Genomic DNA, 22,210 nt, shown 5'->3' with positions numbered 1-22,210 from the left:
AGCAGTGGTGATGGTTGGTCAGCGCAGGAACGCCGCTGCGACGCCGGCGTCCACCGGTACATGCAGACCGGTCGTGTGTGACAGGTCCCCAGCCGTCAGCGCGAACACGCCGGCCGCGACGTGCTCCGGCAGTACCTCGCGCTTGAGCAGTGTCCGCTGCGCGTAGTACGCACCCAACTCCGATTCCGGTACCCCGTACACCGCGGCGCGCTTCGCACCCCAACCCTTGGCGAAGATCCCGGAACCGCGAACGACTCCGTCGGGGTTGATGCCGTTGACGCGGATCCCGTACTCGCCGAGCTCAGCCGCGAGCAGCCGGACCTGGTGGGCCTGGTCGGCCTTGGCCGCGCCGTACGCCACGTTGTTCGGGCCGGCGAAGACCGCGTTCTTGCTGGAGATGTAGACGATGTCGCCGCCGATGCCCTGGTCGATCAGCACCTTCGCCGCGACCTTGGAGACCAGGAACGAGCCCTTCGCCATCACGTCGTGCTGCAGGTCCCAGTCGTGCTCGGTGGTCTCCAGCAGCGGCTTCGAGATCGACAACCCCGCGTTGTTGACGATCAGGTCGACACCGCCGAAGGCCAGCACCGCCTGCTCGAACGCCGCCGCCACCGCGGCCTCGTCCGACACGTCGGCGCCGACCGCGACAGCCTTGTCCGTCGTACCGATCTCCTTGGCGACGGCCTCCGCCGAGGCCGCATCCAGGTCGGCGACCACCACGCACGCGCCCTCGGCCGCGAGCCGCTGCGCGATTGCCTTGCCGATGCCCGATCCACCGCCGGTGACGAACGCGACCCGGGTGGCGAGCGGCTTCGGCTTCGGCATCCGCTGCAGCTTCGCCTCCTCGAGCGCCCAGTACTCGATCCGGAACTTCTCCCGCTCGTCGATCGGCGCGTACGTCGAGACCGCCTCCGCGCCGCGCATCACGTTGATCGCGTTGACGTAGAACTCACCGGCGACCCGGGAGGTCTGCTTGTCCTTGCCGAAGCTGAACATGCCGACGCCGGGCACCAGCACGATTGCCGGATCGGCACCGCGCATCGGCGGGCTGTCCGGCTCCTTGTGCCGGTCGTAGTAAGCCGCGTAGTCCTCGCGGTACTGCAAGTGCAGCTCCTTGAGGCGCGTCACTGCCTCCTCCAGCGGAGCGCTCGGCGGCAGATCGAGCACGAGCGGTCGCACCTTCGTGCGGAGGAAGTGGTCCGGACAGGAGGTCCCGAGCGCGGCCAGCTCCCCGAGCTTCTCGCGGGCCGTGAACTCCAGCACGACGTCCGCGTCGTTGAAGTGCCCGACCTGCGGGTTGTCCGTCGACGCGAGCCCACGGATCACCGGCGCGAGCGCCGCGGCCCGCTGCCGCCGCTCCTCGTCCGGCAACGCCTCGAACCCCGGTACGACGGCGCCGAACGGCTCCGGCTTGCCGCGCTCGGCCAGGAACTGCTCGGCGGTGCGGATGATCTCGATCGAGTTCGCCTCGCACTCGGCCGAGGTGTCGCCCCACGCCGTGATGCCGTGTCCGCCGAGGATCACGCCGATGGCCTGCGGGTTCTCCCGCTTGGTCTGCGCGATGTCCAGGCCGAGCTGGAACCCGGGCCGCCGCCACGGCACCCAGACCACCCGCTCACCGAAGCACTCGGCCGTCAGCTTCTCGCCGTCCGCCGCGGTCGCCAGCGCGATCCCCGAGTCCGGGTGCAGGTGGTCGACGTGGGGAGCGTCGACGAGTCCGTGCATCGCGGTGTCGATCGACGGCGCTGCTCCGCCCTTGCCGTGCAGGCAGTAGTCGAAGGCGGCGACCATCTCGTCTTCGCGGTCGACGCCGGGGTAGACGTCGACCAACGCGTTCAGCCGGTCGATCCGCAGCACGGCCAAGCCGGCCGCGGTCAGCGTGCCGAGGTCGCCGCCGGAGCCCTTCACCCAGACCAGGTCCACCGGCTGCTGGGTGACCGGGTCGGTCGCCGTGCCCTTCGCGGACGTGTTGCCGCCCGCGTAGTTGGTGTTGCGCGGATCGGCACCCAGTCTGTTGCTTCGGGCAACAAGCTCGGTTGCGGTCTCGCTCACTGTCATGCTCCCCATCCGGCCTGCTGGCCGTCGGCTCGGTCCTTGGTGATCTGCTCGAAGTAGCCGCTGCGCTGGTACGCCGCGATCGGGTCGGGGTCGAGCCCCTGCTCGGTCCGCAGCTCGGCGAGCAGCGGCCGGACGTCGGTGTTGTACGCATCCATCAGCGCCGCGTTCGCACCCAGCACGTCACCGTCCTGCTGGGCCTTGCGCAGCGCGTCCCGGTCGACCAGCAGCGCCTTCGCGGTGGCCTCCTGGACGTTCATCACCGACCGGATGATGGCCGGGATCTTCGCCTCGATGTTGTGGCACTGGTCGAGCATGAACGCGATCCCCCGGTCGGGGTCGAGCGCGTTGCCACGAACGATCTCGTTCATGATCCGGAACAGCTGGAACGGGTCGGCCGCGCCCACCATCAGGTCGTCGTCGGCGTAGAAGCGGCTGTTGAAGTCGAACGCGCCGAGCTTGTCCACCCGCAGCAGGAACGCGACGATGAACTCGATGTTGGTCCCCGGCGCGTGGTGCCCGGTGTCGATGCAGACCGTGGCCTTCGGCCCGAGCTCCAGGCAGTGCGCGTACGACGTACCCCAGTCCGGCACGTCGGTGGTGTAGAAGGCCGGCTCGAACAGCTTGTACTCCAGCAGCATCCGCTGGTCGGCCCCGAGCCGGTCGTAGACCTCCTTCAGCGCGGTCGCCAACCGGGTCTGCCGGTCCTGGATGTCGTCCTGGCCGGGGTAGTTCGTCCCGTCGGAGAACCACAGCTTCAGGTCCCGGGAGCCGGTCGCGTCCATGATGTCGACGCACTCCAGCAGGTGGTCGGTGGCCTTGCGCCGGATGCTCGGGTCCGGGTTGGTCACGCTGCCGAGCTTGTAGTCGTCGTCCTGGAACACGTTGCTGTTGATCGCGCCCAGCCGCACGCCCTGGCCCTTCGCGTACGCCGTCAGCGCCGCGTAGTCGTCGACCTTGTCCCAGGGGATGTGCAGCGCGACGCTCGGCGCGACGCCGGTGTACTTGTGCACGACCGCGGCGTCGGCGATCTTCTCCTCCGGCGACCGCGGGACGCCCGGCTGGCTGAACACCTTGAACCGGGTGCCCGAGTTGCCGAACGCCCAGGAGGGCAGCTCGATCTCCTGCCGGCGCAGGGCGGATTTCACGGCTTCGGTCGTCATAGGTCAGTCCTTCGCAGGTGTGAGGTGGAAGATCTCGCGGAGCAGCAGGAACGACTCGTCCGGCGGGCGGCCGTCGATTCCGGTGAAGTAGTCGGTCATCTGGGCCTGCCAGCGCTCGTTCACCTCGGTCGCCGCCATCGCCTGCTGGGCCGCCTCCAGGTCGTCGGCCTCGACGTACCCGATCAGCAGGCCGTCGTCGCGGAGGAAGAGCGAGTAGTTGTGCCAGCCGGAGTCGCGCAGTGCGGCCTGCATGTCGGGCCACACGTCGCGGTGCCGTTCGACGTACTCGTCCAGCCGGTCCGGCTTGACCTGGAGGCAGAAGCAGTAGCGGTTCACGAGTGCTCCGAGGTCAGAAGTCGAACTGGTCGATGTTGGCCGCGGTGAACTCGGTCGGGGGGCCGAGCACGATCTCGCCGGACGCGCCGACGGTGTAGTCGCCGAGCTTGCCGGCCTTGAACTTCTCGCCCTCGGCGCCGGTGATCTGGCCGGACTTCAGCGCGGCGCCGGCGTACGCGGCCAGGTAGCCGATGTCGGCCGGGTTCCAGAGGGCGAACTTCTTCACCGTGCCGTCCTTGACGAACTTGCGCATCTGGTTCGGCAGGCCGAGGCCGGTGATCGCGACCTTGCCCTTGTAGTTGGACGAGCTGACGTACCGCGAGGCGGCGGCGATGCCGACCGTGGTCGGTGACACGATCACCTTGAGGTTCGGGTAGGTCTGCAGCAGGCCCTGGGCCTCGGTGAACGACTTCTGGTCGTCGTCGTTGCCGTAGGCGATCTTGACCAGCTTGAGCTTCTGGTTGGCGGGCTTGGCCAGCTCGGTCTTCATCACCTCGATCCAGGAGTTCTGGTTGGTCGCGTTCGGCGTCGCGGACAGGACGGCGATCTCACCGGAACCGCCGGCCAGCTCGCTGGCCATCTTCACCAGGCTCTCGCCGATGCCCTGCGTGGTCGCCTGGTTGATGAACGCGTCGCGGCAGGTCTTGGCCGCGTCGGAGTCGAAGGTGACCACCTTGATGCCGGCCTTGCGGGCCTGGTTCAGCGAGGGACAGACCGCGTTCGGGTCGTTGGCGGCGACCACGATCACGTCCTGCTGCTGCTGGATCAGCGTGTTGATGTAGCTGACCTGCGACGACGCGCTCGCGTCGTTCGGGCCGACCAGCTTGTACTCACCCTTGATCTCGCCGACCGCCACCTTGCCGCCGCCGACCTCGACGTCGGTGTAGGGGTTGTTCAGCTGCTTGGGCAGGTAGGCGATCTTCAGGCCTTCCTTCAGCGGCGCGTTCGGGTCGGCCGCGGCCGAGGTCGAGGAGGACGGCGCCGCGGTGGCATCGCCCGCGCTGCTCTCCTTGGTCGTGCCACCGCCGCAGGCGGTCAGCGCGAGGGACAGGACGGCCACCGTCGAGAGCGGGACCGCCGTACGGCGGGACAGGCGAAAGGTCATGAGAGGTCCTTTCTGGACGGTGACCCAGGAGTTGGTTCGGTGCGGTGCCGGCGGCGTTGCACCGCGGTACGGACGGCGTTGGCGAGGTTCGGAGCGAGAACCGAGGCGATCAGGAGGACACCCGTCACGACGTTGAGCGCCTCGTTGGAGACGTCGGACAGGCGGAGCGCGTTCTGCAGGGAGGCGAGCAGGACCACGCCGGCGATGACCCCGGGCAAGGCGCCCTTGCCGCCGAAGATCGACACCCCACCGAGCAGCACGGCGGCGACCACAGCGAGCTCGAGGCCGGCACCGTTGTCGGCGCGGGCGCTGGAGTACCGCAGGGTCCAGAGCACTCCGGCCAGGCCCGCGACCAGACCGCTCACGACGTACAGCCAGAACTTGAGTCGGCCGGGGCGGACGCCGGCGAACCGGGCGGCTTGCTCGCTCGCGCCGACCGCGAAGACCGCGCGGCCGACCGGCGTCGCGTGCAGGACCACACCGAACACGATCGCCAGCACGACCACGATGATCAGCACGTTCGGGATCGAGGTGCCACCGATCGTCCCGGTCACCCAGTCGGTGTAGAGCGCCGGGAAGTCCGCGACCGCGCTGTCACCGAGCACGACGAAGGCCAGGCCGCGGTAGAGCGCCAGAGTGCCGATCGTGACCGCCAGCGAAGGCAGGCCGAGCACGGTGACGAAGAAGCCGTTGACCGCGCCGAGCACCGCGCCCAGCAGCAGGCAGACCGGGATGATCGTCTCGATCGGCTGGTTCGCGTTCCACAGGTAGCCCATCAGGGCGCTGGACAGGCCGAGCGTGCTGGCCACCGAGAGGTCGATCTCGCCGGTCACGATCACCAGCGTCATCGGCAGCGCGACCAGGGCGATCGGCAGCAGGTCGAGGACCAGGAACCCGAAGTTCTGCGAGGTGCCGAAGTTGTCGACGCTCGCCGACGCCACGATCAGCACCAGCACGGTCAGGGCGATGATCGCCACGTTCCAGTTCGCGAACCGGCCGACCAGAGCGCCAGGGCGGTCGGTGATCGCCGCGGTCTCAGCTGACATGGGAGCCTCGCTTCTTCAACGACGCGGCGACCCGCGCCGCGACGAGCCGGTCGGCACCGATCGCGAGCAGGATCAGAGCGCCGACGATCGCCTGCTGCCAGAACTGGTTGATCTCGAGAACGGCCAGCGCACTGCCGATCGTGGTGAGCAGCAACGCGCCGAGCGCCGCACCCCAGACCGACCCGCTGCCACCGAAGACGGCGACGCCTCCGACGACTACCGCGGCGACCACGTTCAGCTCGTAGCCCGTCCCCGCGGCGGCGTCGATCGTGCCGAAGCGGGCCGCGAACAGCACGCCCGCCAACCCCGCCAGCGCTCCGCTGACCAGAAAGGCCCCGACCGTACGGCGTCCGACCGCGATGCCGGCCAGCTTGGCCGCCTGCGGGCTCGAACCCATCGCGTAGAGCTCGCGGCCGGCCCGGTAGTTCCGCAGGATCAGGCCGGTGACGACCAGGACCAGCAGGGCGATCAGCACCAGGTACGGCACCGAGAGCAGCGTGGCGTTGCCGAAGTCCAGGAACCCGGCGGACAGCTCGTCGGCGTTGATCTGCTGGCCACCGGCCCAGAAGTAGGTGATGCCGCGGACGACGTACAGCGTGCCGAGGGTGACAACGAGGGCCGGGACGTTGCCGTACCGGACCAGGACGCCGTTGGCGGCGCCGCAGATCCCTCCGACCGCGGCGCCGACCAGCAGGGCGACCACGACCGGGAGGCCCGGGTTGTCCCGGAGCAGCGTGCCGACCGTGAACGCGCTCAGGCCGAGGACCGAGCCGACCGAGAGGTCGATGTTGCGGGTGATCACCACCACGGCCTGGCCGACCGCCAGAACGGCCAGGATCGCGGTGCCGAGCAGGATGTCGCGGATGCTCTGGCCGGACAGGAACCGGGGGTTCGAGATCGCGGTCACCGCAACGAGCAGGACCAGTGCGAGCACGATGCCCAGCTCACGGGCCCGCAGCACCAGGTCGAGCGAGGATCTGCGCGCGGTGACACCGGGCAGCCCGACGGCCGTCATACGGTCACTTCCTGACCGGTGGCGGCGAACATCACGGACTCCTCGGTGGCGTCGGCCCGGTCGAGCGCGGCGACCAGCCGGCCCTCGCGCATCACCAGCACGCGATCGGCCATGCCGAGCACCTCCGGCAGCTCCGACGAGACCATCAGTACCGCCACGCCTTCAGCGGCCAGGCTGGACATCAACCGGTGCACCTCGGCCTTGGTACCGACGTCGATGCCCCGGGTCGGCTCGTCGACGATCAGCAGTTTCGGTGCCATCGACAACCATTTCGCCAGCACGACCTTCTGCTGGTTGCCGCCCGACAGCGTGCCGACCTCGTCGCTGAGCCGTCCGTACTTGGTCTTCAGCCGCGTGGTCCACTCCTTCGCCGACCGGCGCTCACTGCTGCCGGTCAGGAAGCCCCACTGGGACAGGGCTCTCGACCGCGGCAGCGTGACGTTGCGCTCGATCGACAACTCCATCAGCAGCCCCTGCTGACGACGGTCCTCCGGGACCAGCGCGACCCCGGCAGCCATCGCGGCGCGGGGCGAGCCGGGCTTGAGCTTGCGCCCGCCGACCTCGACCGTGCCGCCGTCGCGGGGATCTACGCCGAAGATCGACTGCACCACTTCGGACCGGCCGGAGCCGACCAAGCCCGCCAGCGCGACGATCTCGCCGGCCCGGACCTCGAAGTCGATGTCGACGAACACCGGATCGCGGCGGAGACCGCGCACCGACAGCACGACCGCCCCCGGTGTCACGTCCTGCTTGGGGAACAGCGCGTCGAGGTCGCGGCCGACCATCCGGCGGACCATCTCGTCGACGCTGAGCCCCGCCAGTGGATCGGTGGAGACGTGTTTGCCGTCCCGCAGGATCGTCACCTTCTCGCAGAGCGCGGTGATCTCCTCGAACCGGTGCGAGATGAAGACCAGTGCCGCGCCGTCGTCCCGCAGGGACCGGGCCACCGCGAACAAGCGCTCGACCTCGACGCCGGTCAGCGCCGCGGTCGGCTCGTCCATCACCACCACCCGCGCATCGGCCGACAGCGCCTTGGCGATCTCCACCAGTTGCTGGTCGGCGATCGACAGCCCGCGGGCCGGCCGGTTCGGCGCGATAGAGACGCCGAGCCGGGCGAACAGCTGCTCGGCCTGCCGCTGCATCGCGGCCCGGTCGATGGTTTTGAAACGACCCAGCGGTTGCCGGCCCATCGCGATGTTCTCCGCGACGGACAGATCCGGGAACAGCGTCGGCTCCTGGTAGATCACCGCGATGCCGGCCGCCTTGGCGTCGGCAGGGGTGGACAGCTCGATCGGGGCACCGTCCAGCTCGAGGGTGCCGGAGTCCGGCCGGTGCACGCCGGCCAGCATCTTGACCAGCGTGGACTTGCCCGCGCCGTTCTCCCCGACCAGGGCGTGCGCCTCCCCGCCGTACAGATCGAAGGACACGTTCTGGACGGCGGCGACCGCGCCGAACGACTTGGAAACTTCACGCACCCGTAGCACCGGAGCGTCCGTCGCCATCGCCACCTCCGTAGGTCTCGATCTGTTCGTTGCTGAAAGGTTTCAAGAAGATTGCCTGACGGCGAGGGCGAGCGTCAAGAGCCAGAGGGAAGTCTGTGGAGAACCACAGGTGGACCCTGCGGACATCCACAGTCCGGCCAGGTACGCTTCGTGGGCTATCACGTTTCAAGCGGGGAGGTCACGTGGCTCCACCCAGCGCACCAGGACGCGCCGGAGCGCCGGATCCTGCCTCCGACCGCGGAGGCAACGGGTCCTCGCGCGGCGGCGCCTCGCAGCGAGCCGCCGGTACGCCGAGAAGCGGCACGCCTGCGCCACGTTCCAGCGCTCCCCGAACGGGCGCACCGCGGACAGGTTCCGCCACGCCACGAGCCGGAACGCCGCGTGGCGGAGCAGCGGCCCCGAGGACCGGAGCGTCCCCTTCGCGAGGCGGAACGCCTGCCCCGCGGACAGGGAGAACGCCGCGCGTCCCGGTCAAGCGGATCCCGGCTGCCGCCGTACCGGGTGAGACCGCGACGCCTGCAGCTCGGGTTGCTGGGCGCGGTCGTGGACGCGGAGCGGCTGGGGTCAAGGACGTCGCCGCGGCCGCGGGAGTGTCGCTCGGGACCGTGTCCAATGTGCTGAATCGGCCGGAAATGGTCAGCCCCGCCACCCGGGCCAAGGTCGAGGCGGCGATGGAGTCGCTCGGCTTCGTCCGCAACGAGTCGGCCCGGCAGTTGCGCGCGGGGAGCAGCCGGATCCTGGCGTATCTCATGCTCGACGCCGGCAACCCGTTCTTCACCGACGTCGCCAAGGGCGTGGAGGAAGCGGCGCGCGAGGCCGGCCTGTCGGTCTTCCTCTGCAACAGCAACGAGGACGCGGCGCGCGAGGCCGACTACCTCGATCTGCTCGAGCAGCAACGCGTCCAGGGCGTGCTGATCACGCCGATCGACCCGCACACGCCGCGGATCACCACGCTGCCGATGCGCGGTACGCCGGTTGTGGTGGTCGACCGTTCGCTCGACGAGGGCATGCACTGCTCGGTCGCGGTGGACGACGTGCTCGGCGGCGAGGTCGCGCTGGGGCATCTGATCGAGCTCGGTCACGAGCGGATCGCCTTTGTCGGTGGGCCGAACACGATCGGCCAAGTCACCGACCGGCTCGAAGGTGCCCGGAACGCCTTGCAGGACGCGGGATTGCCCGCGGAGAACCTGGTCGAGCTCACTACCGCCGCGCTGACCGTCGCGGAGGGTCGCGGCGCCGGCCAGCGGCTAGCTGGGCTTCCGGCGGACCGCCGGCCGACGGCGGCGTTCTGCGCGAACGACCTGCTCGCGCTGGGGCTGCTGCAGCAGTGCGTCAGCCTTGGGCTGCGCGTGCCGGAGGACCTGGCGATCGTCGGGTACGACGACATCGAGTTCGCCGCGGCTGCCGCCGTACCGCTGACTTCCGTGCGGCAGCCGCGTCACCTGCTCGGCAAGACGGCCGCCGAACTGCTGCTCGACGAGTCTTCCAACCCGGACCACGAGCACCAGCGGGTCACCTTCACACCGGAGCTCGTCGTACGGACGTCTACGCGCGGGAAGACCGCTGGGCAGGGTCTCAGCTGAGATCGCCGGGCAGGCCGCCGTTCGCGACGAGGGCGATGACGTCGTCGGTCGAACGGAGGGCTGCCACCACGCCGGGGTCGGGTGTGGCGAAGACGCCCGGCAGGTCGGCTTCTCCCTGGGACGGGTCCGGCTCGTAGGCGAGGCGCTCGTCGGTCAGCGAGAACTCGGTCGTGACGCCGGGCTTGTCGCCGCGCGGGTCCTGCCGGTACCAGGTGCCGTCGAGCTGTACGGCGGTCATGCCGTGCAGGAAGAAGCCGCCCTTGCCGTCGGCCAGGCGCTGGTAGCAGATGCCGGCCGGGACGCCCTCCGCGCGGAGCAGTGCGGTCAGGAGGTGCGCCTTGCCGTGGCAGAGCCCGGCGCCGTGGCCTAGCACCTCCGACGCGGCAACGGTCGGACGGCGGTCGCCGATGTCCATCGAGTGCTTCACCTCGTCGCGGGTGAACTCGAAGGCGGCGCGCGCGAAGTCCGTCGTACCGGGATGGTCACGGCGCAGCCGGGCCGCGGTCTCGGTGATGGCGGGGTGGGTCGCGTCGATCACTTCGTCAACCGCCAGGAAATCGTTCACAGCTTGGAGTCTGACACTCAGCATCCATGATGTGAAACTCTTTGTCTCGACCAGCGAGCGTCGAGCTTGACCTGGAGTGGACTCCAGATCAGATCGTTGCGGGCATGACTGATCTGAAGATGGCGCTCGGGGCGATGGTGTTCGGTACGACGATCGACGAGCGGACGTCGTTCGCTCTGCTGGACCAGTACGTCGACGCAGGTGGGCAGTGGATCGACACGGCCGACTGCTACGCGTTCTGGGTGGACCCGAGCGGGCGTGGCGGGAAGAGCGAGGAGCTGCTCGGGCGGTGGTTCGCGCAGCGGCCCGGCGTACGGGAGAGAGTGAAGGTGGCCACCAAGGTCGGCTGTGAGCCGCTGTGGCCGGGCAGCTTCCCGGAGCACACGGAGGGGCTGTCCACGAAGGCGATCGACGACGCAGTGGAGACGTCGCTGCGGCGAATGGGCATCGACCACGTCGACCTGTACCTGGCGCACCGCGACGACCTGCAGACCCCGCTGGAGGAGACCGTCGCCGCCTTCGGCAAGCACGCGGCCGCCGGCACGATCGGCCGGGTCGGACTGTCCAACTACGCGCTCTGGCGAGTCGAGCGCGCCCGGGGCATCGCTGAGCGCCTCGGCGTCACCGGACCGACCGCGCTGCAGCTGCGCTACTCGTACCTGCAGCCCCGCCCCTTCGTCCGCAACCAGGCCCACGACCACCGCTTCGGCTGGATCACCGACGAGTTCCTCGACTACGCCGAGCAGAACCCGGAGCAGGAGCTGTTCGCGTACAGCCCCCTGATGTCCGGCAGCTACGAGCGCGCCGACCGCCCGTTCCAGGAGGCCTTCGACCACCCCGGCACCACCCGCCGCCTGGAAGCCCTCACCCAAGCAGCCACCGACCTCGGCGTCACCCGCAGCGAGGTGGTCCTCGCCTGGCTCACCGGCGGCTCCCCCGCCGTCACCCCAGTCGTCGGCGTTAGCACCCCGGCCCAGCTCACCCAGGCCCTCTCGGGTGTCCGCCTGGAGCTGCCCACCGACGTACGCGCTCGCTTGGACGAAGCTTGGTGAGCAGAAGGTTGGTCTCAGGGCCTCCTCCCGAGAGCGGGTTTCGTGCCACGCTTTGGGGGTGGACAGGGATGGATTCTGGGGGCTGGTGGATGCGGCCCGGGAGCAGGTTGACGACACGGTCGTGGATCCGGACGGGGTCGCGGATGCGCTGATCAAGGAGCTCGGTGGGTTGGCCGCCGAGGAGATCGTGGGGTTCGGGGTGCAGTTCGAGCTGCTTCTGAGCCAGGCCTACCGGTGGGATCTGTGGGGTGCGTCGTACCTGCTGAACGGCGGGATGGGGGACGACTCCTTCGACCACTTCCGCGGGTGGCTGGTGGTGCAGGGGCGTGAGGTCTGGGAGGCCGCGCTGGCTGATCCGGACTCGTTGGCCGATGTGGTCGACGAGGACCTGGAGGACACCACCGAGCTGTTCGACGGGGAGGTGGTGCTCGCGGTCGGGGCGGAGGCCTACAGCGCGGTCGCCGGGTCGGAGAAGGCGTTCTGGGCCGCGGTCGATGCGGGTACGCCGGACTCGCCGGACGTGCCGGCGGGTAAGGAGTTCGACTTCGACGACAAGGGGGAGCTGCAGTCGCGCTTCCCGCGGCTGGCCGCGCTCTACATGGAGGCCTAGGCCGGTTCGCCGCCGATGCGTTCGATGAAGTTGCGCAGCGAGCGGCGCCAGCCGGCTTGGCCTGCGTCCGGGTCGGCGGCGGCGAGGCTGACCAGGTGCTGGGTCATTTCGAAGCCTGCGACCGCCTCCTGCAGAGCGGTCAGGGTTTCCTCCGACAGAGGCTCCCGGTCCGCCAGGACCTCGTCACCGCGGTCGCCCACCACCGGATGAGTCGTCCAGCTGCCGAGCCCAGCGGGGACGAGCAACTCGGGGACCAGAGACTCGTGGGACAGCGACGCCAGGTCGCGGTTCCCGTTGTCGATGCTGAAGATCGTCGTACCGCGGCGCCGTACGTCGTCGATGCGTTCCAGCAGGGTGTCCGCCGGGTTGGCCTCGGAGACGATCAGCAGCGACTCGCCCTTGCCGGAGTCGCGGAGGCGGTCCAGTCCGATCGCCAGGTGCGGCGGGGCGTCCGGCGGCGGAGCCCAGCGGACCAGCGACGGCCTGACGTCCTCCACCCCGGCCCGGTGCAGCTCGTCGTCCAGGTGCGCGGTCAGGTGCCACGGCTCGTCCTCGGGCGGGCCGAACAGCATCAGCCCGCCTCTGCGCGTCGTGTAGCGCCGCAGCGAGTGGGCGAACGACGTGGTCCGGGTGCCCAGCTCGGTGCCGGTCAGCATCTCGCGCAGCAGCGACGCCTTGGTGAGGTCCACAAGCCCAACCTGACACATGACACCGACCACCGCGACCCCGCCGTACGGCGTGAGGTGGGTCACCCCGGCGTGACACATCCACGGGCCGGGCCGACCAACTCAGTAAGCGGCACTTCGGACGGGGGGTGCCGCCGACGGTTCGCCGGTGGCCGCAGGGGGCGCCGGCGGACCGTCACCCGACGAGAGGACAAGCACGATGAGCTTGGCGGACAAGGCGAAGAACGCCGCGGAGGACCTGGCAGGCAAGGCCAAGGAGGCCGTCGGCAAGGTGACCGGCGACGACGACCTGAAGACCGAAGGCCAGGCTGATCAGAGCGTCAGCGACCTCAAGCAGGCCGGCGAGAAGGTCAAGGACGCCTTCAAGAAGTGATGCGCTCGGCGCGGGACTGCAAGTAGTCGCGCTCCGGCACCGACGTTGTCCGGCGAGCTGCCAGCAGGTAGCTCGCCCGGGCGCCGTCCAGGTCGCCGGACATCTCCAGCAGGTGGGCCTTGACGGCCTCCAGCCGGTGGTGGTCCTTCATCCGACCGTCGGACTCCAGCGGTTCGAGCAACGCGAGGCCCTCCTTCGGCCCGGTGGCCATGGCCACCGCGACCGCGTGGTTGAGCCGGACCATCGGGTTGTCCGAGATCTGCTCGAGCACCTGGTACAGCGCGACGATCTGCCGCCAGTCGGTGTCTTCAGCCCGCTCGGCAGTTCCGTGTACGGCGGCAATCGCCGCCTGCACCTGGTACGGGCCCAGCTGGGTCCGGGCCAGCGCGTCCGAGACCAGATGCTCGCCCTCGACGATGGCCGGGCTGTTCCACTTCGTCCGGTCCTGGTCCTCCAGCGGGATCAGTGAGCCGTCCGCTGCGGTCCGGGCCGGTCGGCGCGCGTCGGTGAGCAGCATGAGCGCCAGCAGCCCTGCCACCTCTCCGTCGTCCGGCAGCAACCGCCGTACGCCGCGGACCAGCCGAATCGCCTCGGTGGTCAGCTCCGCGCTGTGCAGGTCGTCACCGGACGACGCGGTGTAGCCCTCGTTGAAGATCAGGTACAGCACGTGCAGCACCGCGCCCATCCGCGCGTCCCGCTCGGCCTCCGGCGGCATCTCGAACGACGAGCCGGCCTGCTTGATGCTCCGCTTGGCTCGGCTGATCCGCTGCGCCATCGTTGCCTCAGGCACCAAAAACCCGGCGGCGATCTGTGCGGTGGTGAGACCGCCGACTGCGCGCAGCGTCAGCGCGATCTGCGAAGCCGGCGACAGCGACGGGTGGCAGCACAGGAAGAGCAACGTCAGCGTGTCGTCGCGACCGCCTGGGTCGTCAATCTCGGGGCTCGGGGCAACGAACTCCTCCGGCGCAGCCATCGTGGCGGCGTTCTCCTCGCGCCGCCGCCGAGCCGACTCACTGCGCAGCAGGTCGGTCAGCCGGCGCGAGCCGACGCGGATCAGCCAGCCGCGCGGGTTGTCCGGCACGCCCTCGCTCGGCCACTGCTGGGATGCCGCGAGCAGTGCCTCCTGGACAGCTTCCTCGGCCAGGTCGAAGTGCCCGTAGTGCCGCACCAGCGCACTCAGCACCTGCGGCGTCTGCTCCCGCAGCAGGAGCTCGAAGTCACTCACGACCCCACCTCGCAGCGCTCAGCCACGCGGCGCTCACATCTCCAGCCCGGACGCGTCCATCACCGGCCGGACCTCCACCGCCACATACTTCGCGTCCGGCATCCGCGCGGCGTAGTCGATCGCCTGGTCGATGTCCTCGCACTCCACCAGATAGAAGCCCGCCAGGTGCTCCTTGGCCTCGGCGTACGGGCCGTCGGTGGTGTTGCGGGTGTTGTCGGCGTCCACCGAGACCGTCCGGGTGGTGATGGGGTCGGCCAGCCCGGCCGCGCTGACCAGCAGGCCCTGCTCGGTCAGCTCCCGGGTCAGGTCCTGGTGTGACCGCGACAGGTCCTCCCGCTGCTCGGCGGACAGTCCCGCCCAGCTCTCCGGGTTGGAGTAGATCAGCAGCATGTACTTCACGGTCACCATCCTGACGGTCGACGAGGTCCCTGTAACCCCTCTCGCCCGGTACGTCGTAACAAGCTCCCCGGAATCGACACCGCGCAAATGTCGAGCCGACGCCCGGCAGTACCGACGTACTCCCGTGACAGCGCCCATCCCGGGCGCTCCGCCGTACGGAGGACCTCATGGCGAAACGCTGGCTCGCGCTGGCCCTGCTCTGCCTGACCGGCTTCATGATCATCCTGGACGCGTCGATCGTGCTGGTCGCCGTCCCGTCGATCGAGCGGGAGCTGACCTTCTCGTCCGGTGGCGTCCAGTGGGTCCCCAGCGGCTACGCGCTGATGTTCGGCGGCCTGCTCCTGCTGGGCGGGCGGGTGTCCGACCTGCTGGGCCGACGGCGGGTGCTGATCATCGGTCTGGCCGTCTTCGCCGGCCCCTCCCTGCTCTGCGGCTTCGCCTGGTCAGGTGACGCGCTGGTCCTGGCCCGCGGACTGCAGGGCATCGCTGCCGCCGTACTGGCTCCCAGTGCGCTCTCCATCGTGATGACCACGTTCCCGGACGGTCCGGAGCGCAACAAGGCGCTGGGTATCTGGGGAGCGACCAGCGGCGTCGGCGGTACGGCGGGGTCGCTGATCGGCGGTCCGGTGACGGACGGACTCGGTTGGCAGTGGATCTTCTTCATCAACGTGCCGGTCTGCCTGCTGGTGATCGCACTGGCGCCAGTTCTGCTGCAGGACAGCCGTGGCCCCGGCAAGCGAGGCTTCGACTTCACCGGAGCGGTCACCGTGACCGCAGCACTCATCGTGCTCGTGTACGCCGTGATCGAGGCGCCGGACTCGTCAGCTGGTCGCTCCACGCTGCTGGCGCTGGTCTCCGCCGGCCTGTTCGCCCTGTTCGTCCTGGTGGAGAAGAGATCGGCAGCTCCCCTCGTGCCGCTGCGACTGTTCCGCTCGCGCGCACTGGTCGGTGGGAACCTGATCACGATCGCCTTCGGGCTCGGAGCGTTCGGCCTGAACTACGTCTACACCCAGTACGCCCAGCTCGCGCTAGGCATCTCGGCCATCCAGTACGGGCTGATGTCCTCGGTACTGGCAGCCGCTGCGGTCTGCGGCTCGATGGTCGGGCAGAACCTGGTCACTCGGATCGGCGCCCGCCCGGTCGCCGCTGTGTCCCTGCTGCTGACAGGCGTAGGCGCTACTGCGATGAGCAGGCTGACGGTGGACTCCGGCTACTTCGAGCTGGCCTTCTGGGGGCTGACCATCTTCGGAGCAGGCCTGGGCGCCGGTACGGTCGCCGGCTCCATCTCTGCCCTGGCTGAAGTGGCCGGAGACGACGCCGGAGTCGCATCAGGCCTGCAGAACGCCAGCTTCCAGATCGGCGGAGCAGTCGGCATCGCCGTACTGTCTGCTGTCGCTACGGCGCACAGCAGCGGCTCCAGCCCAGCTGGACTGACCGCTGGCTACCGCGTCGCCTTCGCAGCGTGCTGGGCCTTCGTAGCAGTCGGACTGGTCGGCGCAGCGCTGCTGATGACCCGCAAGCCGTCTACGGAGCCGAGAGCAGAGTCCCCCGTAGCTCAACCCGGTCACCGATGATCGCAGCGACCTGCGCAGCGATCTCCTGAGCCCGCTCGTCGCCGGTGTCGATCATGAAGAAGCCGGCGATCTGCTCCTTCGCCTCGCCGAACGGGCCGTCGGTGATCACCCGGACGCCGTCGCGGAGCTGCACGACCTTGCCGGAGCTGGGGAAGTTCAGCCCTTCGGAGCTGACCAGCTCGCCGGACGCGGCCAGCGCGTGCTTCAGCTCGGTCAGGGACCTGATCGCCGCGACGTCCTCGGCCGAACCGGTCCACGTGTTGTCGGTGTTGCCGAAGATGAGCACGAGGTACTTCATCCTCGGGATGCTAACGAAAAGACGGGACCCCGCAAGCCCGAAGGCCTGCGGGGTCCGGTCGCTCAGCTGCGCAACTCAGAACCAGTGGCGTCGTCCCCCGACAGCGCGACCGGTCGAGCCGAGGATGAACAGCACCGCTCCGACCACGAGCAGGATGATGCCGATGGTCCACAGGATCGAGATCTTCAGCAAAAATCCCAGCAGAAGCAGGATCAGTCCGAGGATGAGCATTTCTTCTCCTTAGTCGTGACGCCGCCCAGGCGGGGGTGGCGGCCCGACACAGGTGCCCCAACGGACCACCGGGCCAAACGTCCAACGATCGTTTGATCAGTTCCAGCCGAAGTGCGGCGTGCGCTTCTCGGTGAACGCGCGCACACCCTCGGTCAGTTCACCGCTCGAGATCGTCTCCTGGTAGCGCTTGTACGCCGCGGCGTCGGCGCCGGTGGCGTCGTCGGCCAGCAGCGAGTTGACCGTCTCCTTGGCCGAGCGGATCGTCAGCTGCGACCGGGCGACCAGTTTCGCGGCGAACGCGTCGACGTCCACGTCCAGGTCGTCGGCCGCGACGACGCGATCGACCAGGCCCTTCAGCTCGGCCTGACCCGCGGACAGCAGTTCGCCGCTGAACAGCAGGTACTTCGTCGTCGCCGGTCCGACCAGGTCGAGCAGCACCTTGATCGCGGCCGGCGGGTAGACCACGCCGATCCGGGCCGGCGTGACGCCGAACGTGCTGCCGTGGGCGGCGAACCGGAAGTCGCAGTTGACCGCGATCTCCAGCCCACCGCCGATGCAGTGCCCGCGGATCACCGCGAGCGTCGGCTTCGGGAACTCCCGCAGCGCCGCCTGGGCGCGCAGGTTCGCGGCCCGGATCTCGGCCATCGGATCGTTCGGATCAGCGCCGGCGACCAGCTCGGAGATGTCCGCCCCGGCGGAGAACGTCGGGCCCGCGCCGGAGACCACCAGCACCTTGACGGCCGGGTCCACCGCGAGCGGCTCGAGCAGTCCGGGCAGCGCCTCCCACATCTCCCGGGTCAGGGCGTTGCGCTTGTCGACCCGGTCGATCACCAGCCGGGACACCTCACCGGTCACGATCCTGAAGCCCTGATCCATGACACGCAGTGAAACAGACCGTACGGAGTGCCGCCGCCTGCAAGATCACACTCCGGTCAGCGGTTTGTTCGACGGCGACACGTTCGCAATGCGTTAAAACTCGCGCGGAGTTGGGAGACCGAGTGGTTTCTGTGCTTGACTCCTCCGGTCGATAACGTTTTGGTCTCGGCAGAATGGGAATCCAGTGACTGAAGGACGGCATAGACAGGCGCGGCACCGTCAACCGCGCCCGAAGGTGATCCGCACCGGAATCGTGAAGGTCGCGGTCCCCGGCGCGGCGGTGGCGCTGTTGGCCACCGGGTCGGCAGTTGCTTTTCCCGACCAGGCCCCGCAGGTCGACACTCCGCTCGCAAGCTCTCCCCTGCAGCTTGCGCGTGACGTCCAGACCAGCCGGGACGCGTACCGCCCCTCGCTCAACCTGAAGCCGAGCACGCCGCCGACGGCGAAGGCGAAGACCCCGCCGGCCGCCAAGCACCTGAAGAAGCAGGCGCCGATCCCGACGAAGTCGGCGAAGACCCGCGCCGCGGAGACCGTCAAGGCTCTGAAGATCACGGGCAGCAAGTTCACCACCACGGACCTGAACGTCTGGACCGCGCCCGAGCAGAAGGGCACCCTGCTGACCGTCCTGTCCAAGGGCAGCAAGGTCTCGGTCACCGGCGAGGTCCAGGGCATCTGGGCCCAGATCGTCCGCGACGACGTCGCCCGCTGGGTCAAGGCCGAGTACCTGGCCGCGACCAAGCCGGTCGAAGAGGTCGCCGGAGGCGTCTCGTCCAAGGCCTGCTCGTCCGGCTCCGGTGTCGAGGACGGCCTGTCCGCCGACGCGATCCGGGTGCACCGTGCGGTCTGCGCGCTGTTCCCGTCGGTCTCGTCGTACGGCGGTGTGCGCTCCGGCGACGGCGGCGAGCACGGCTCAGGTCGTGCGCTCGACATCATGGTGTCCGGCTCGGCCGGCGACGAGATCGCGGCGTACGTGCGCTCGCACTCCAAGGAGCTCGGCGTCAGCGAGGTCATCTGGGAGCAGCGGATCTGGACCGTGCAGCGCAGCAGCGAAGGCTGGCGTGGCATGGAGGACCGCGGCGGGACGACCGCCAACCACTTCGACCACGTCCACGTCACCGTCTACGGCAGCGAGGGCACGGTCTAAGCAGCTCGGGGCACCACCGCCCTGCCGAAAGGGCCCGGACACCACGTCCGGGCCCTTTCGACGTCCCAGGGCGTTCAGGGCTTGATGTTGTGGTTCAGCCGGAACAAGTTCTCCGGGTCGTAGCGCCGCTTGATCGCGCGCAGCCGGGTGTGGTCGTTCTTCGCGTACGCCGAGGAGGCGCGGGCCGGGTCGGCGAGGAAGTTGACGAACGTGCGACCGCTCGAGCGCAGCACCTCGGCGAGCTCGGGGACCTCCTGGTCGATGATCAGCGAGTACGGCGCCTCGCGGTGCGCGACCGGTCCCGCACCGGGGCCGGGGTTGGCCATCGCGCCGGCCCAGTGGCGGATCTCGACAGTCGGACCGTCGAGTGCCGCGAGCTCGTCGAGCAGGTCGTCGGGAAGCTCGTCGACCAGGTCGAGGTAGCGGGCCGGCGTACCGCCCATCGCGGTCTCGGCGAAGGGGGTCGTGCGCAGCTCGCCGTCGAGAATCGGGCCGGCCGCGGCGTACAGGGGCTTGAGCAGGTGCTCGGCGAGCGCCGCGTCCCCGGCGTACAGGACCTTGAGGCCGATCACGCGACGGCCGTTCCGGGTCGACAGGGTGATCGCGGTGCTCAGGTCGTTGGGGATCGTCGTGGTCCAGTCGCGGTACGCCTTCAGGGTCGCGGCGTCGGCGGCGAAGTAGAGGATGCCGGCGTAGACCTCGCTGACCGGGTAGAGGCGGAACTCGAGCGACGTGACGATGCCGAAGTTGCCGGTGCCGCCGCGGATCGCCCAGAACAGGTCCGGGTGCTCGTCCGCGGTCGCCGTCACGACGCGGCCGTCGGCCGTGACCACCTCGGCGCGGATCACGCTGTCGGCGGCGTACCCGAACTTGCGGGCCAGCCAGCCGACACCGCCGCCGAGCGTGTAGCCGGTCACGCCGACGTCGCGTGACGAGCCGGCGAGCGCGACGAGTCCGAAATCCTTGGCCGCGTCGAGGACGGCGCCCCAGCGCACACCCGGTCCGACCTTGGCGATCCGGCGCTCGGGATCGATCAGGAGCGAGGTCATCGCGGACGTCTTGAGCAGGATCCCGCCGTCGGCCGGCACTCGCGTGCCGTGTCCGGTCGCCTGGACCGCGATCGGTACGCCGTACTCACGCGCCGTCCGCACTGCCGCCTGGACGTCGCTGCGGGCGTACGCCTCGGCAACCACCAGCGGGCGCGAGTCGAAGGTCGGCACCAGCGCGCGCCGCTGCTCGTCGTACTGCGCGTCGCCCGGCTGGTGGATCGCGCCGTTGAACCCGTTCCCGAGCAGTCCCGCCACCACGTCGGCGCCGACTGCCTGAATCACCTGCACGCTCATCCCGCGCTCCGTTCTCCCTGGTCTCACAGGTAAGTCGAGCGAGAGCGCGCGAAATCGACATGCTCGGGAGAACTATTTCGGCAGGGTCTGCAACCGCTCGGCGTCGGCGAGGATGTTGATCTCGACGATGCGGCCGTCGCGGACCTCGACGGCCATCACGCCGAACAGCTCGCCGTTCATCACCGTGATCACGCCGGGCACGCCGTTGACCGTCGCGACCTGCGTGTACGGCGCCATCCGCGCGAACAGCAGCGCCTGCTCGACGACGGCCTTCGCACCTTGGACGAAGCGGGACGATGCGAGGGCGTCCGCAGGGACCCGGCCGGCGTCGGCCCGCAGTACGACGTTCGGATCCAGTACGGCGAGCAGCGCCTCGAAGTCGCCGGTCCGCGACGCGACGAGGAACGCGTCGATCGCCGCGCGCTGCCGACCGACGTCACCGTCACCGGTCGGCGCCCCCTGGACCCGCCGACGCGCCCGGCTGGCGAGCTGCCGGGTCGCTGCCGAGCTCTTGTCCAGGATCAGCCCGATCTCGTCGAAGCTCACCGCGAACAGGTCGTGCAGCACGAAGGCGATGCGCTCGGCCGGCGACAGGGCCTCCAGTACGACGAGCATGGCCAGTCCGACCGCGTCGGCCTGCAGGACCTCCTCCTCCGGGTCCAGCCGGCTCACGACCGGGTCCGGGACCCAGGTGTCGATCGGGTCCTCCCGCCGCGACTTGCGCGACCGCAGCAGGTCCAGGCAGACCCGGGAGACCACCGTGGTGAGCCAGCCGGTCAGGTTGGCCACCTCACTCACGTCCGACCGGCTCAGCCGCAGCCAGGCCTCTTGGACCGCGTCCTCGGCCTCACTGACCGAGCCGAGCATCCGGTAGGCCACGGCGCGCAGATGGCCGCGGTTCTGCTCGAACTGGTGGGCTAGGTCGTCCTGGTGATCCACCGTCCCATTCTCCCGCCGTACCGTCTCACCGGCCTGGCCAGCGGTCCGTGACCTGCGTGACAATGGGTCGATGGAGCTCGACACCAGCGTGTGGTCGCCGTACTACCTGCCGCACTGGAGCTCTCGCGAAGCCTCAGCAGCCACCTACGAGCAGGACGGCTCCTGCTTGCGGCTGTTCATCCCACCGGAGCAGGGCCTCTGGTGCGCCGACGACCACCAGCCGCCGCTGCGGGTGTCCGGCATCCAGTCCGGCAACTACTCGGGGCCAGTCGGCAGTACGGTCGGCCAGCAACCGTTCCGGGACGGCCAGCTGGTCCGGGAGGAGCAGGAGCCCTTCTGGGGTTGGACTCCTGCGGCTCCTGCCCGTATCGAGCTGCGCGCTCGGGCAGAGCTGTCACCGCGGTCGATGGTGTCGTTGTGGATGGTCGGGCTGGAGGACCAGCCGGAGCGCTGCGCGGAGATCTGCGTGATGGAGGTCTTCGGCAACGCACTCGAACCAGGCTCCGCCGCGGTCGGCTGTGGCCTGCACAGCTTCCGGGACCCGTCGGTGCCCGAGGACTTCACGACTGTCCGGCTACCGATCGACGTGGCCGAGTTCCACACGTACGCCGTCGAGTGGACCGCCGAGCAGGCCGAGTTCTTCGTCGACGGCCAGTCCGTACGACGGTGCGCCGGGCCTCCGGCCTACCCGATGCAGCTGATGCTGGCGGTGTTCGACTTCCCGGAGTGGTCGGACGACCAGCACGTACCCAGCTTCACCGTGGACTACGTTCGCTGAGGTGGGCCAGGAGCTCCAGCTTCTCGTGGGACGGCGTTCCGGGGACAGCGTGGTAGGTGATCAGCACCTGGCCTTCTGTGCCGGGCAGCGCGACCGGGATCCGGGCGAACGCCGTGCACCCCGGTGCGATCGCCACCAACCTGCAGCAGCACACCGGTGGGCTGCAGACACCAGTGGAACGCCGCAAGACGGTGCAGCAGGGTGCGGCGACGTCTGTGTTCGCTGCTGTGGCCGAAGTCGGCGGGCGGTACTTCGAGGACTGCGGCGAGGCGGCCGTAGCTGCTGAGCGCCCGCCGCTCTTTGGCGGCGGTG

General features: G+C 69.4%; 24 protein-coding genes. 7 read left to right on the top strand and 17 right to left on the bottom strand.

Annotated elements, in window-relative coordinates; genetic code table 11:
* Positions 1–18: 18 nt before the first annotated feature.
* Genes ACYVIO_RS07575 through ACYVIO_RS07545 form a run of 7 tightly spaced genes read right to left on the bottom strand, consistent with a single transcriptional unit; the run spans position 19 to position 8,195 of the window.
* Positions 19–2,058: a bifunctional aldolase/short-chain dehydrogenase gene (locus ACYVIO_RS07575; protein WP_460649933.1), complete on the bottom strand. Its 2,040-nt coding sequence runs from the start codon at positions 2,056–2,058 to the stop codon at positions 19–21.
* Entirely contained in the window at positions 2,055–3,218 is a 1,164-nt protein-coding gene (rhaI, locus tag ACYVIO_RS07570) for an L-rhamnose isomerase (protein WP_460649932.1), read from the bottom strand. The genes ACYVIO_RS07575 and rhaI overlap by 4 nt, the downstream gene beginning before the upstream one ends.
* Before the next feature lie 3 nt (positions 3,219–3,221).
* A complete protein-coding gene (locus tag ACYVIO_RS07565) occupies positions 3,222–3,554 on the bottom strand; it encodes an L-rhamnose mutarotase (RefSeq protein ID WP_344177188.1) in 333 nt (110 codons plus the stop codon).
* A 13-nt stretch (positions 3,555–3,567) separates the two neighbouring features.
* Positions 3,568–4,659 carry a rhamnose ABC transporter substrate-binding protein gene (rhaS, locus tag ACYVIO_RS07560; RefSeq protein ID WP_460649931.1) on the bottom strand — a complete coding sequence of 364 codons (1,092 nt, stop codon included), beginning with the start codon at positions 4,657–4,659 and terminating at the stop codon, positions 3,568–3,570.
* Positions 4,656–5,705, bottom strand: coding sequence for an ABC transporter permease (locus ACYVIO_RS07555; RefSeq protein WP_460649930.1), 1,050 nt, complete (start codon positions 5,703–5,705; stop codon positions 4,656–4,658). The genes rhaS and ACYVIO_RS07555 overlap by 4 nt, the downstream gene beginning before the upstream one ends.
* Positions 5,695–6,720, bottom strand: coding sequence for an ABC transporter permease (locus ACYVIO_RS07550; protein ID WP_460649929.1), 1,026 nt, complete (start codon positions 6,718–6,720; stop codon positions 5,695–5,697). The genes ACYVIO_RS07555 and ACYVIO_RS07550 overlap by 11 nt, the downstream gene beginning before the upstream one ends.
* Positions 6,717–8,195 carry a sugar ABC transporter ATP-binding protein gene (locus tag ACYVIO_RS07545; RefSeq protein ID WP_460649928.1) on the bottom strand — a complete coding sequence of 493 codons (1,479 nt, stop codon included), beginning with the start codon at positions 8,193–8,195 and terminating at the stop codon, positions 6,717–6,719. Before ACYVIO_RS07545 ends, ACYVIO_RS07550 begins: the two co-directional genes overlap by 4 nt.
* A gap of 506 nt (positions 8,196–8,701) precedes the next feature.
* On the opposite strand from ACYVIO_RS07545, the gene ACYVIO_RS07540 reads away from it, so the two are divergent.
* Positions 8,702–9,805, top strand: coding sequence for a LacI family DNA-binding transcriptional regulator (locus ACYVIO_RS07540; protein ID WP_460652069.1), 1,104 nt, complete (start codon positions 8,702–8,704; stop codon positions 9,803–9,805).
* On the opposite strand, the gene ACYVIO_RS07535 is transcribed toward ACYVIO_RS07540, so the two are convergent.
* Positions 9,798–10,370 (bottom strand): transglutaminase-like domain-containing protein, encoded by a 573-nt coding sequence (locus ACYVIO_RS07535; RefSeq protein WP_460649927.1) that lies wholly within the window; start codon positions 10,368–10,370, stop codon positions 9,798–9,800. The two genes, ACYVIO_RS07540 and ACYVIO_RS07535, sit on opposite strands and share 8 nt — an antisense overlap.
* Positions 10,371–10,474: 104 nt before the next feature.
* Here ACYVIO_RS07535 and ACYVIO_RS07530 point away from each other — a divergent pair, with 104 nt between their 5' ends.
* Positions 10,475–11,422: an aldo/keto reductase gene (locus ACYVIO_RS07530; protein WP_460649926.1), complete on the top strand. Its 948-nt coding sequence runs from the start codon at positions 10,475–10,477 to the stop codon at positions 11,420–11,422.
* A 58-nt stretch (positions 11,423–11,480) separates the two neighbouring features.
* A complete protein-coding gene (locus tag ACYVIO_RS07525; RefSeq protein ID WP_460649925.1) occupies positions 11,481–12,032 on the top strand; it encodes a DUF4240 domain-containing protein in 552 nt (183 codons plus the stop codon).
* Here the strand turns inward: ACYVIO_RS07525 and ACYVIO_RS07520 are convergent.
* The gene (locus tag ACYVIO_RS07520; protein WP_460649924.1) at positions 12,029–12,784 is read right to left on the bottom strand and encodes a hypothetical protein; all 756 of its coding nucleotides are present in this window, start codon (positions 12,782–12,784) and stop codon (positions 12,029–12,031) included. The two genes, ACYVIO_RS07525 and ACYVIO_RS07520, sit on opposite strands and share 4 nt — an antisense overlap.
* A gap of 133 nt (positions 12,785–12,917) precedes the next feature.
* Between ACYVIO_RS07520 and ACYVIO_RS07515 the strand changes: the two genes are divergently transcribed.
* Positions 12,918–13,091 (top strand): CsbD family protein, encoded by a 174-nt coding sequence (locus tag ACYVIO_RS07515; protein WP_460649923.1) that lies wholly within the window; start codon positions 12,918–12,920, stop codon positions 13,089–13,091.
* Here the strand turns inward: ACYVIO_RS07515 and ACYVIO_RS07510 are convergent.
* The gene (locus tag ACYVIO_RS07510) at positions 13,081–14,316 is read right to left on the bottom strand and encodes an RNA polymerase sigma factor (RefSeq protein WP_460649922.1); all 1,236 of its coding nucleotides are present in this window, start codon (positions 14,314–14,316) and stop codon (positions 13,081–13,083) included. The two genes, ACYVIO_RS07515 and ACYVIO_RS07510, sit on opposite strands and share 11 nt — an antisense overlap.
* A 33-nt stretch (positions 14,317–14,349) precedes the next feature.
* On the bottom strand, positions 14,350–14,706 hold the full coding sequence (locus ACYVIO_RS07505) for a YciI family protein (RefSeq protein ID WP_460652068.1): 357 nt from the start codon (positions 14,704–14,706) through the stop codon (positions 14,350–14,352).
* 176 nt (positions 14,707–14,882) lie between these two features.
* Between ACYVIO_RS07505 and ACYVIO_RS07500 the strand changes: the two genes are divergently transcribed.
* Complete coding sequence (locus ACYVIO_RS07500; protein WP_460649921.1) at positions 14,883–16,289, top strand: MFS transporter; 1,407 nt, start codon at positions 14,883–14,885, stop codon at positions 16,287–16,289.
* Here the strand turns inward: ACYVIO_RS07500 and ACYVIO_RS07495 are convergent.
* The 3 genes from ACYVIO_RS07495 to ACYVIO_RS07485 form a co-directional block, all read right to left on the bottom strand.
* Positions 16,240–16,587: a YciI family protein gene (locus ACYVIO_RS07495; protein WP_460649920.1), complete on the bottom strand. Its 348-nt coding sequence runs from the start codon at positions 16,585–16,587 to the stop codon at positions 16,240–16,242. The genes ACYVIO_RS07500 and ACYVIO_RS07495 overlap by 50 nt on opposite strands.
* Before the next feature lie 75 nt (positions 16,588–16,662).
* Positions 16,663–16,818, bottom strand: coding sequence for a DUF6131 family protein (locus ACYVIO_RS07490; RefSeq protein ID WP_460649919.1), 156 nt, complete (start codon positions 16,816–16,818; stop codon positions 16,663–16,665).
* Positions 16,819–16,914: 96 nt separating this feature from the next.
* Positions 16,915–17,694, bottom strand: a complete 780-nt coding sequence (locus tag ACYVIO_RS07485; protein ID WP_460649918.1) for an enoyl-CoA hydratase/isomerase family protein — start codon at positions 17,692–17,694, stop codon at positions 16,915–16,917.
* Between the two features lie 235 nt (positions 17,695–17,929).
* On the opposite strand from ACYVIO_RS07485, the gene ACYVIO_RS07480 reads away from it, so the two are divergent.
* The gene (locus ACYVIO_RS07480) at positions 17,930–18,838 is read left to right on the top strand and encodes an SH3 domain-containing protein (protein WP_460649917.1); all 909 of its coding nucleotides are present in this window, start codon (positions 17,930–17,932) and stop codon (positions 18,836–18,838) included.
* Positions 18,839–18,912: 74 nt separating this feature from the next.
* Here ACYVIO_RS07480 and ACYVIO_RS07475 read toward each other — a convergent pair whose 3' ends face one another.
* The gene (locus ACYVIO_RS07475) at positions 18,913–20,181 is read right to left on the bottom strand and encodes an FAD-binding oxidoreductase (RefSeq protein ID WP_460649916.1); all 1,269 of its coding nucleotides are present in this window, start codon (positions 20,179–20,181) and stop codon (positions 18,913–18,915) included.
* A 72-nt stretch (positions 20,182–20,253) separates the two neighbouring features.
* Positions 20,254–21,120, bottom strand: coding sequence for an RNA polymerase sigma factor SigJ (gene sigJ / locus ACYVIO_RS07470; protein ID WP_460649915.1), 867 nt, complete (start codon positions 21,118–21,120; stop codon positions 20,254–20,256).
* Positions 21,121–21,190: 70 nt separating this feature from the next.
* On the opposite strand from sigJ, the gene ACYVIO_RS07465 reads away from it, so the two are divergent.
* Positions 21,191–21,898, top strand: coding sequence for a glycoside hydrolase family 16 protein (locus tag ACYVIO_RS07465; protein WP_460649914.1), 708 nt, complete (start codon positions 21,191–21,193; stop codon positions 21,896–21,898).
* Here the strand turns inward: ACYVIO_RS07465 and ACYVIO_RS07460 are convergent.
* Positions 21,876–22,034 (bottom strand): hypothetical protein, encoded by a 159-nt coding sequence (locus ACYVIO_RS07460; RefSeq protein WP_460649913.1) that lies wholly within the window; start codon positions 22,032–22,034, stop codon positions 21,876–21,878. The two genes, ACYVIO_RS07465 and ACYVIO_RS07460, sit on opposite strands and share 23 nt — an antisense overlap.
* Positions 22,035–22,210 lie beyond the last annotated feature (176 nt).

It is taken from the genome of Kribbella endophytica (assembly GCF_054781295.1).
The sequence above is the reverse complement of the archived record's forward strand: the minus strand, read 5'-3'. Positions and strand labels throughout refer to the sequence as shown.

Coding starts and splice junctions, on each gene's coding strand:
- ACYVIO_RS07575 (WP_460649933.1), bottom strand. CDS start 2,058: ATGACAGTGAGCGAGACCGCAACCGAGCTTGTTGCCCGAAGCAACAGA.
- rhaI (WP_460649932.1), bottom strand. CDS start 3,218: ATGACGACCGAAGCCGTGAAATCCGCCCTGCGCCGGCAGGAGATCGAG.
- rhaS (WP_460649931.1), bottom strand. CDS start 4,659: ATGACCTTTCGCCTGTCCCGCCGTACGGCGGTCCCGCTCTCGACGGTG.
- ACYVIO_RS07555 (WP_460649930.1), bottom strand. CDS start 5,705: ATGTCAGCTGAGACCGCGGCGATCACCGACCGCCCTGGCGCTCTGGTC.
- ACYVIO_RS07550 (WP_460649929.1), bottom strand. CDS start 6,720: ATGACGGCCGTCGGGCTGCCCGGTGTCACCGCGCGCAGATCCTCGCTC.
- ACYVIO_RS07530 (WP_460649926.1), top strand. CDS start 10,475: ATGACTGATCTGAAGATGGCGCTCGGGGCGATGGTGTTCGGTACGACG.
- ACYVIO_RS07515 (WP_460649923.1), top strand. CDS start 12,918: ATGAGCTTGGCGGACAAGGCGAAGAACGCCGCGGAGGACCTGGCAGGC.
- ACYVIO_RS07505 (WP_460652068.1), bottom strand. CDS start 14,706: ATGCTGCTGATCTACTCCAACCCGGAGAGCTGGGCGGGACTGTCCGCC.
- ACYVIO_RS07500 (WP_460649921.1), top strand. CDS start 14,883: ATGGCGAAACGCTGGCTCGCGCTGGCCCTGCTCTGCCTGACCGGCTTC.
- ACYVIO_RS07495 (WP_460649920.1), bottom strand. CDS start 16,587: ATGAAGTACCTCGTGCTCATCTTCGGCAACACCGACAACACGTGGACC.
- ACYVIO_RS07490 (WP_460649919.1), bottom strand. CDS start 16,818: ATGCTCATCCTCGGACTGATCCTGCTTCTGCTGGGATTTTTGCTGAAG.
- ACYVIO_RS07485 (WP_460649918.1), bottom strand. CDS start 17,694: ATGGATCAGGGCTTCAGGATCGTGACCGGTGAGGTGTCCCGGCTGGTG.
- ACYVIO_RS07475 (WP_460649916.1), bottom strand. CDS start 20,181: ATGAGCGTGCAGGTGATTCAGGCAGTCGGCGCCGACGTGGTGGCGGGA.
- ACYVIO_RS07465 (WP_460649914.1), top strand. CDS start 21,191: ATGGAGCTCGACACCAGCGTGTGGTCGCCGTACTACCTGCCGCACTGG.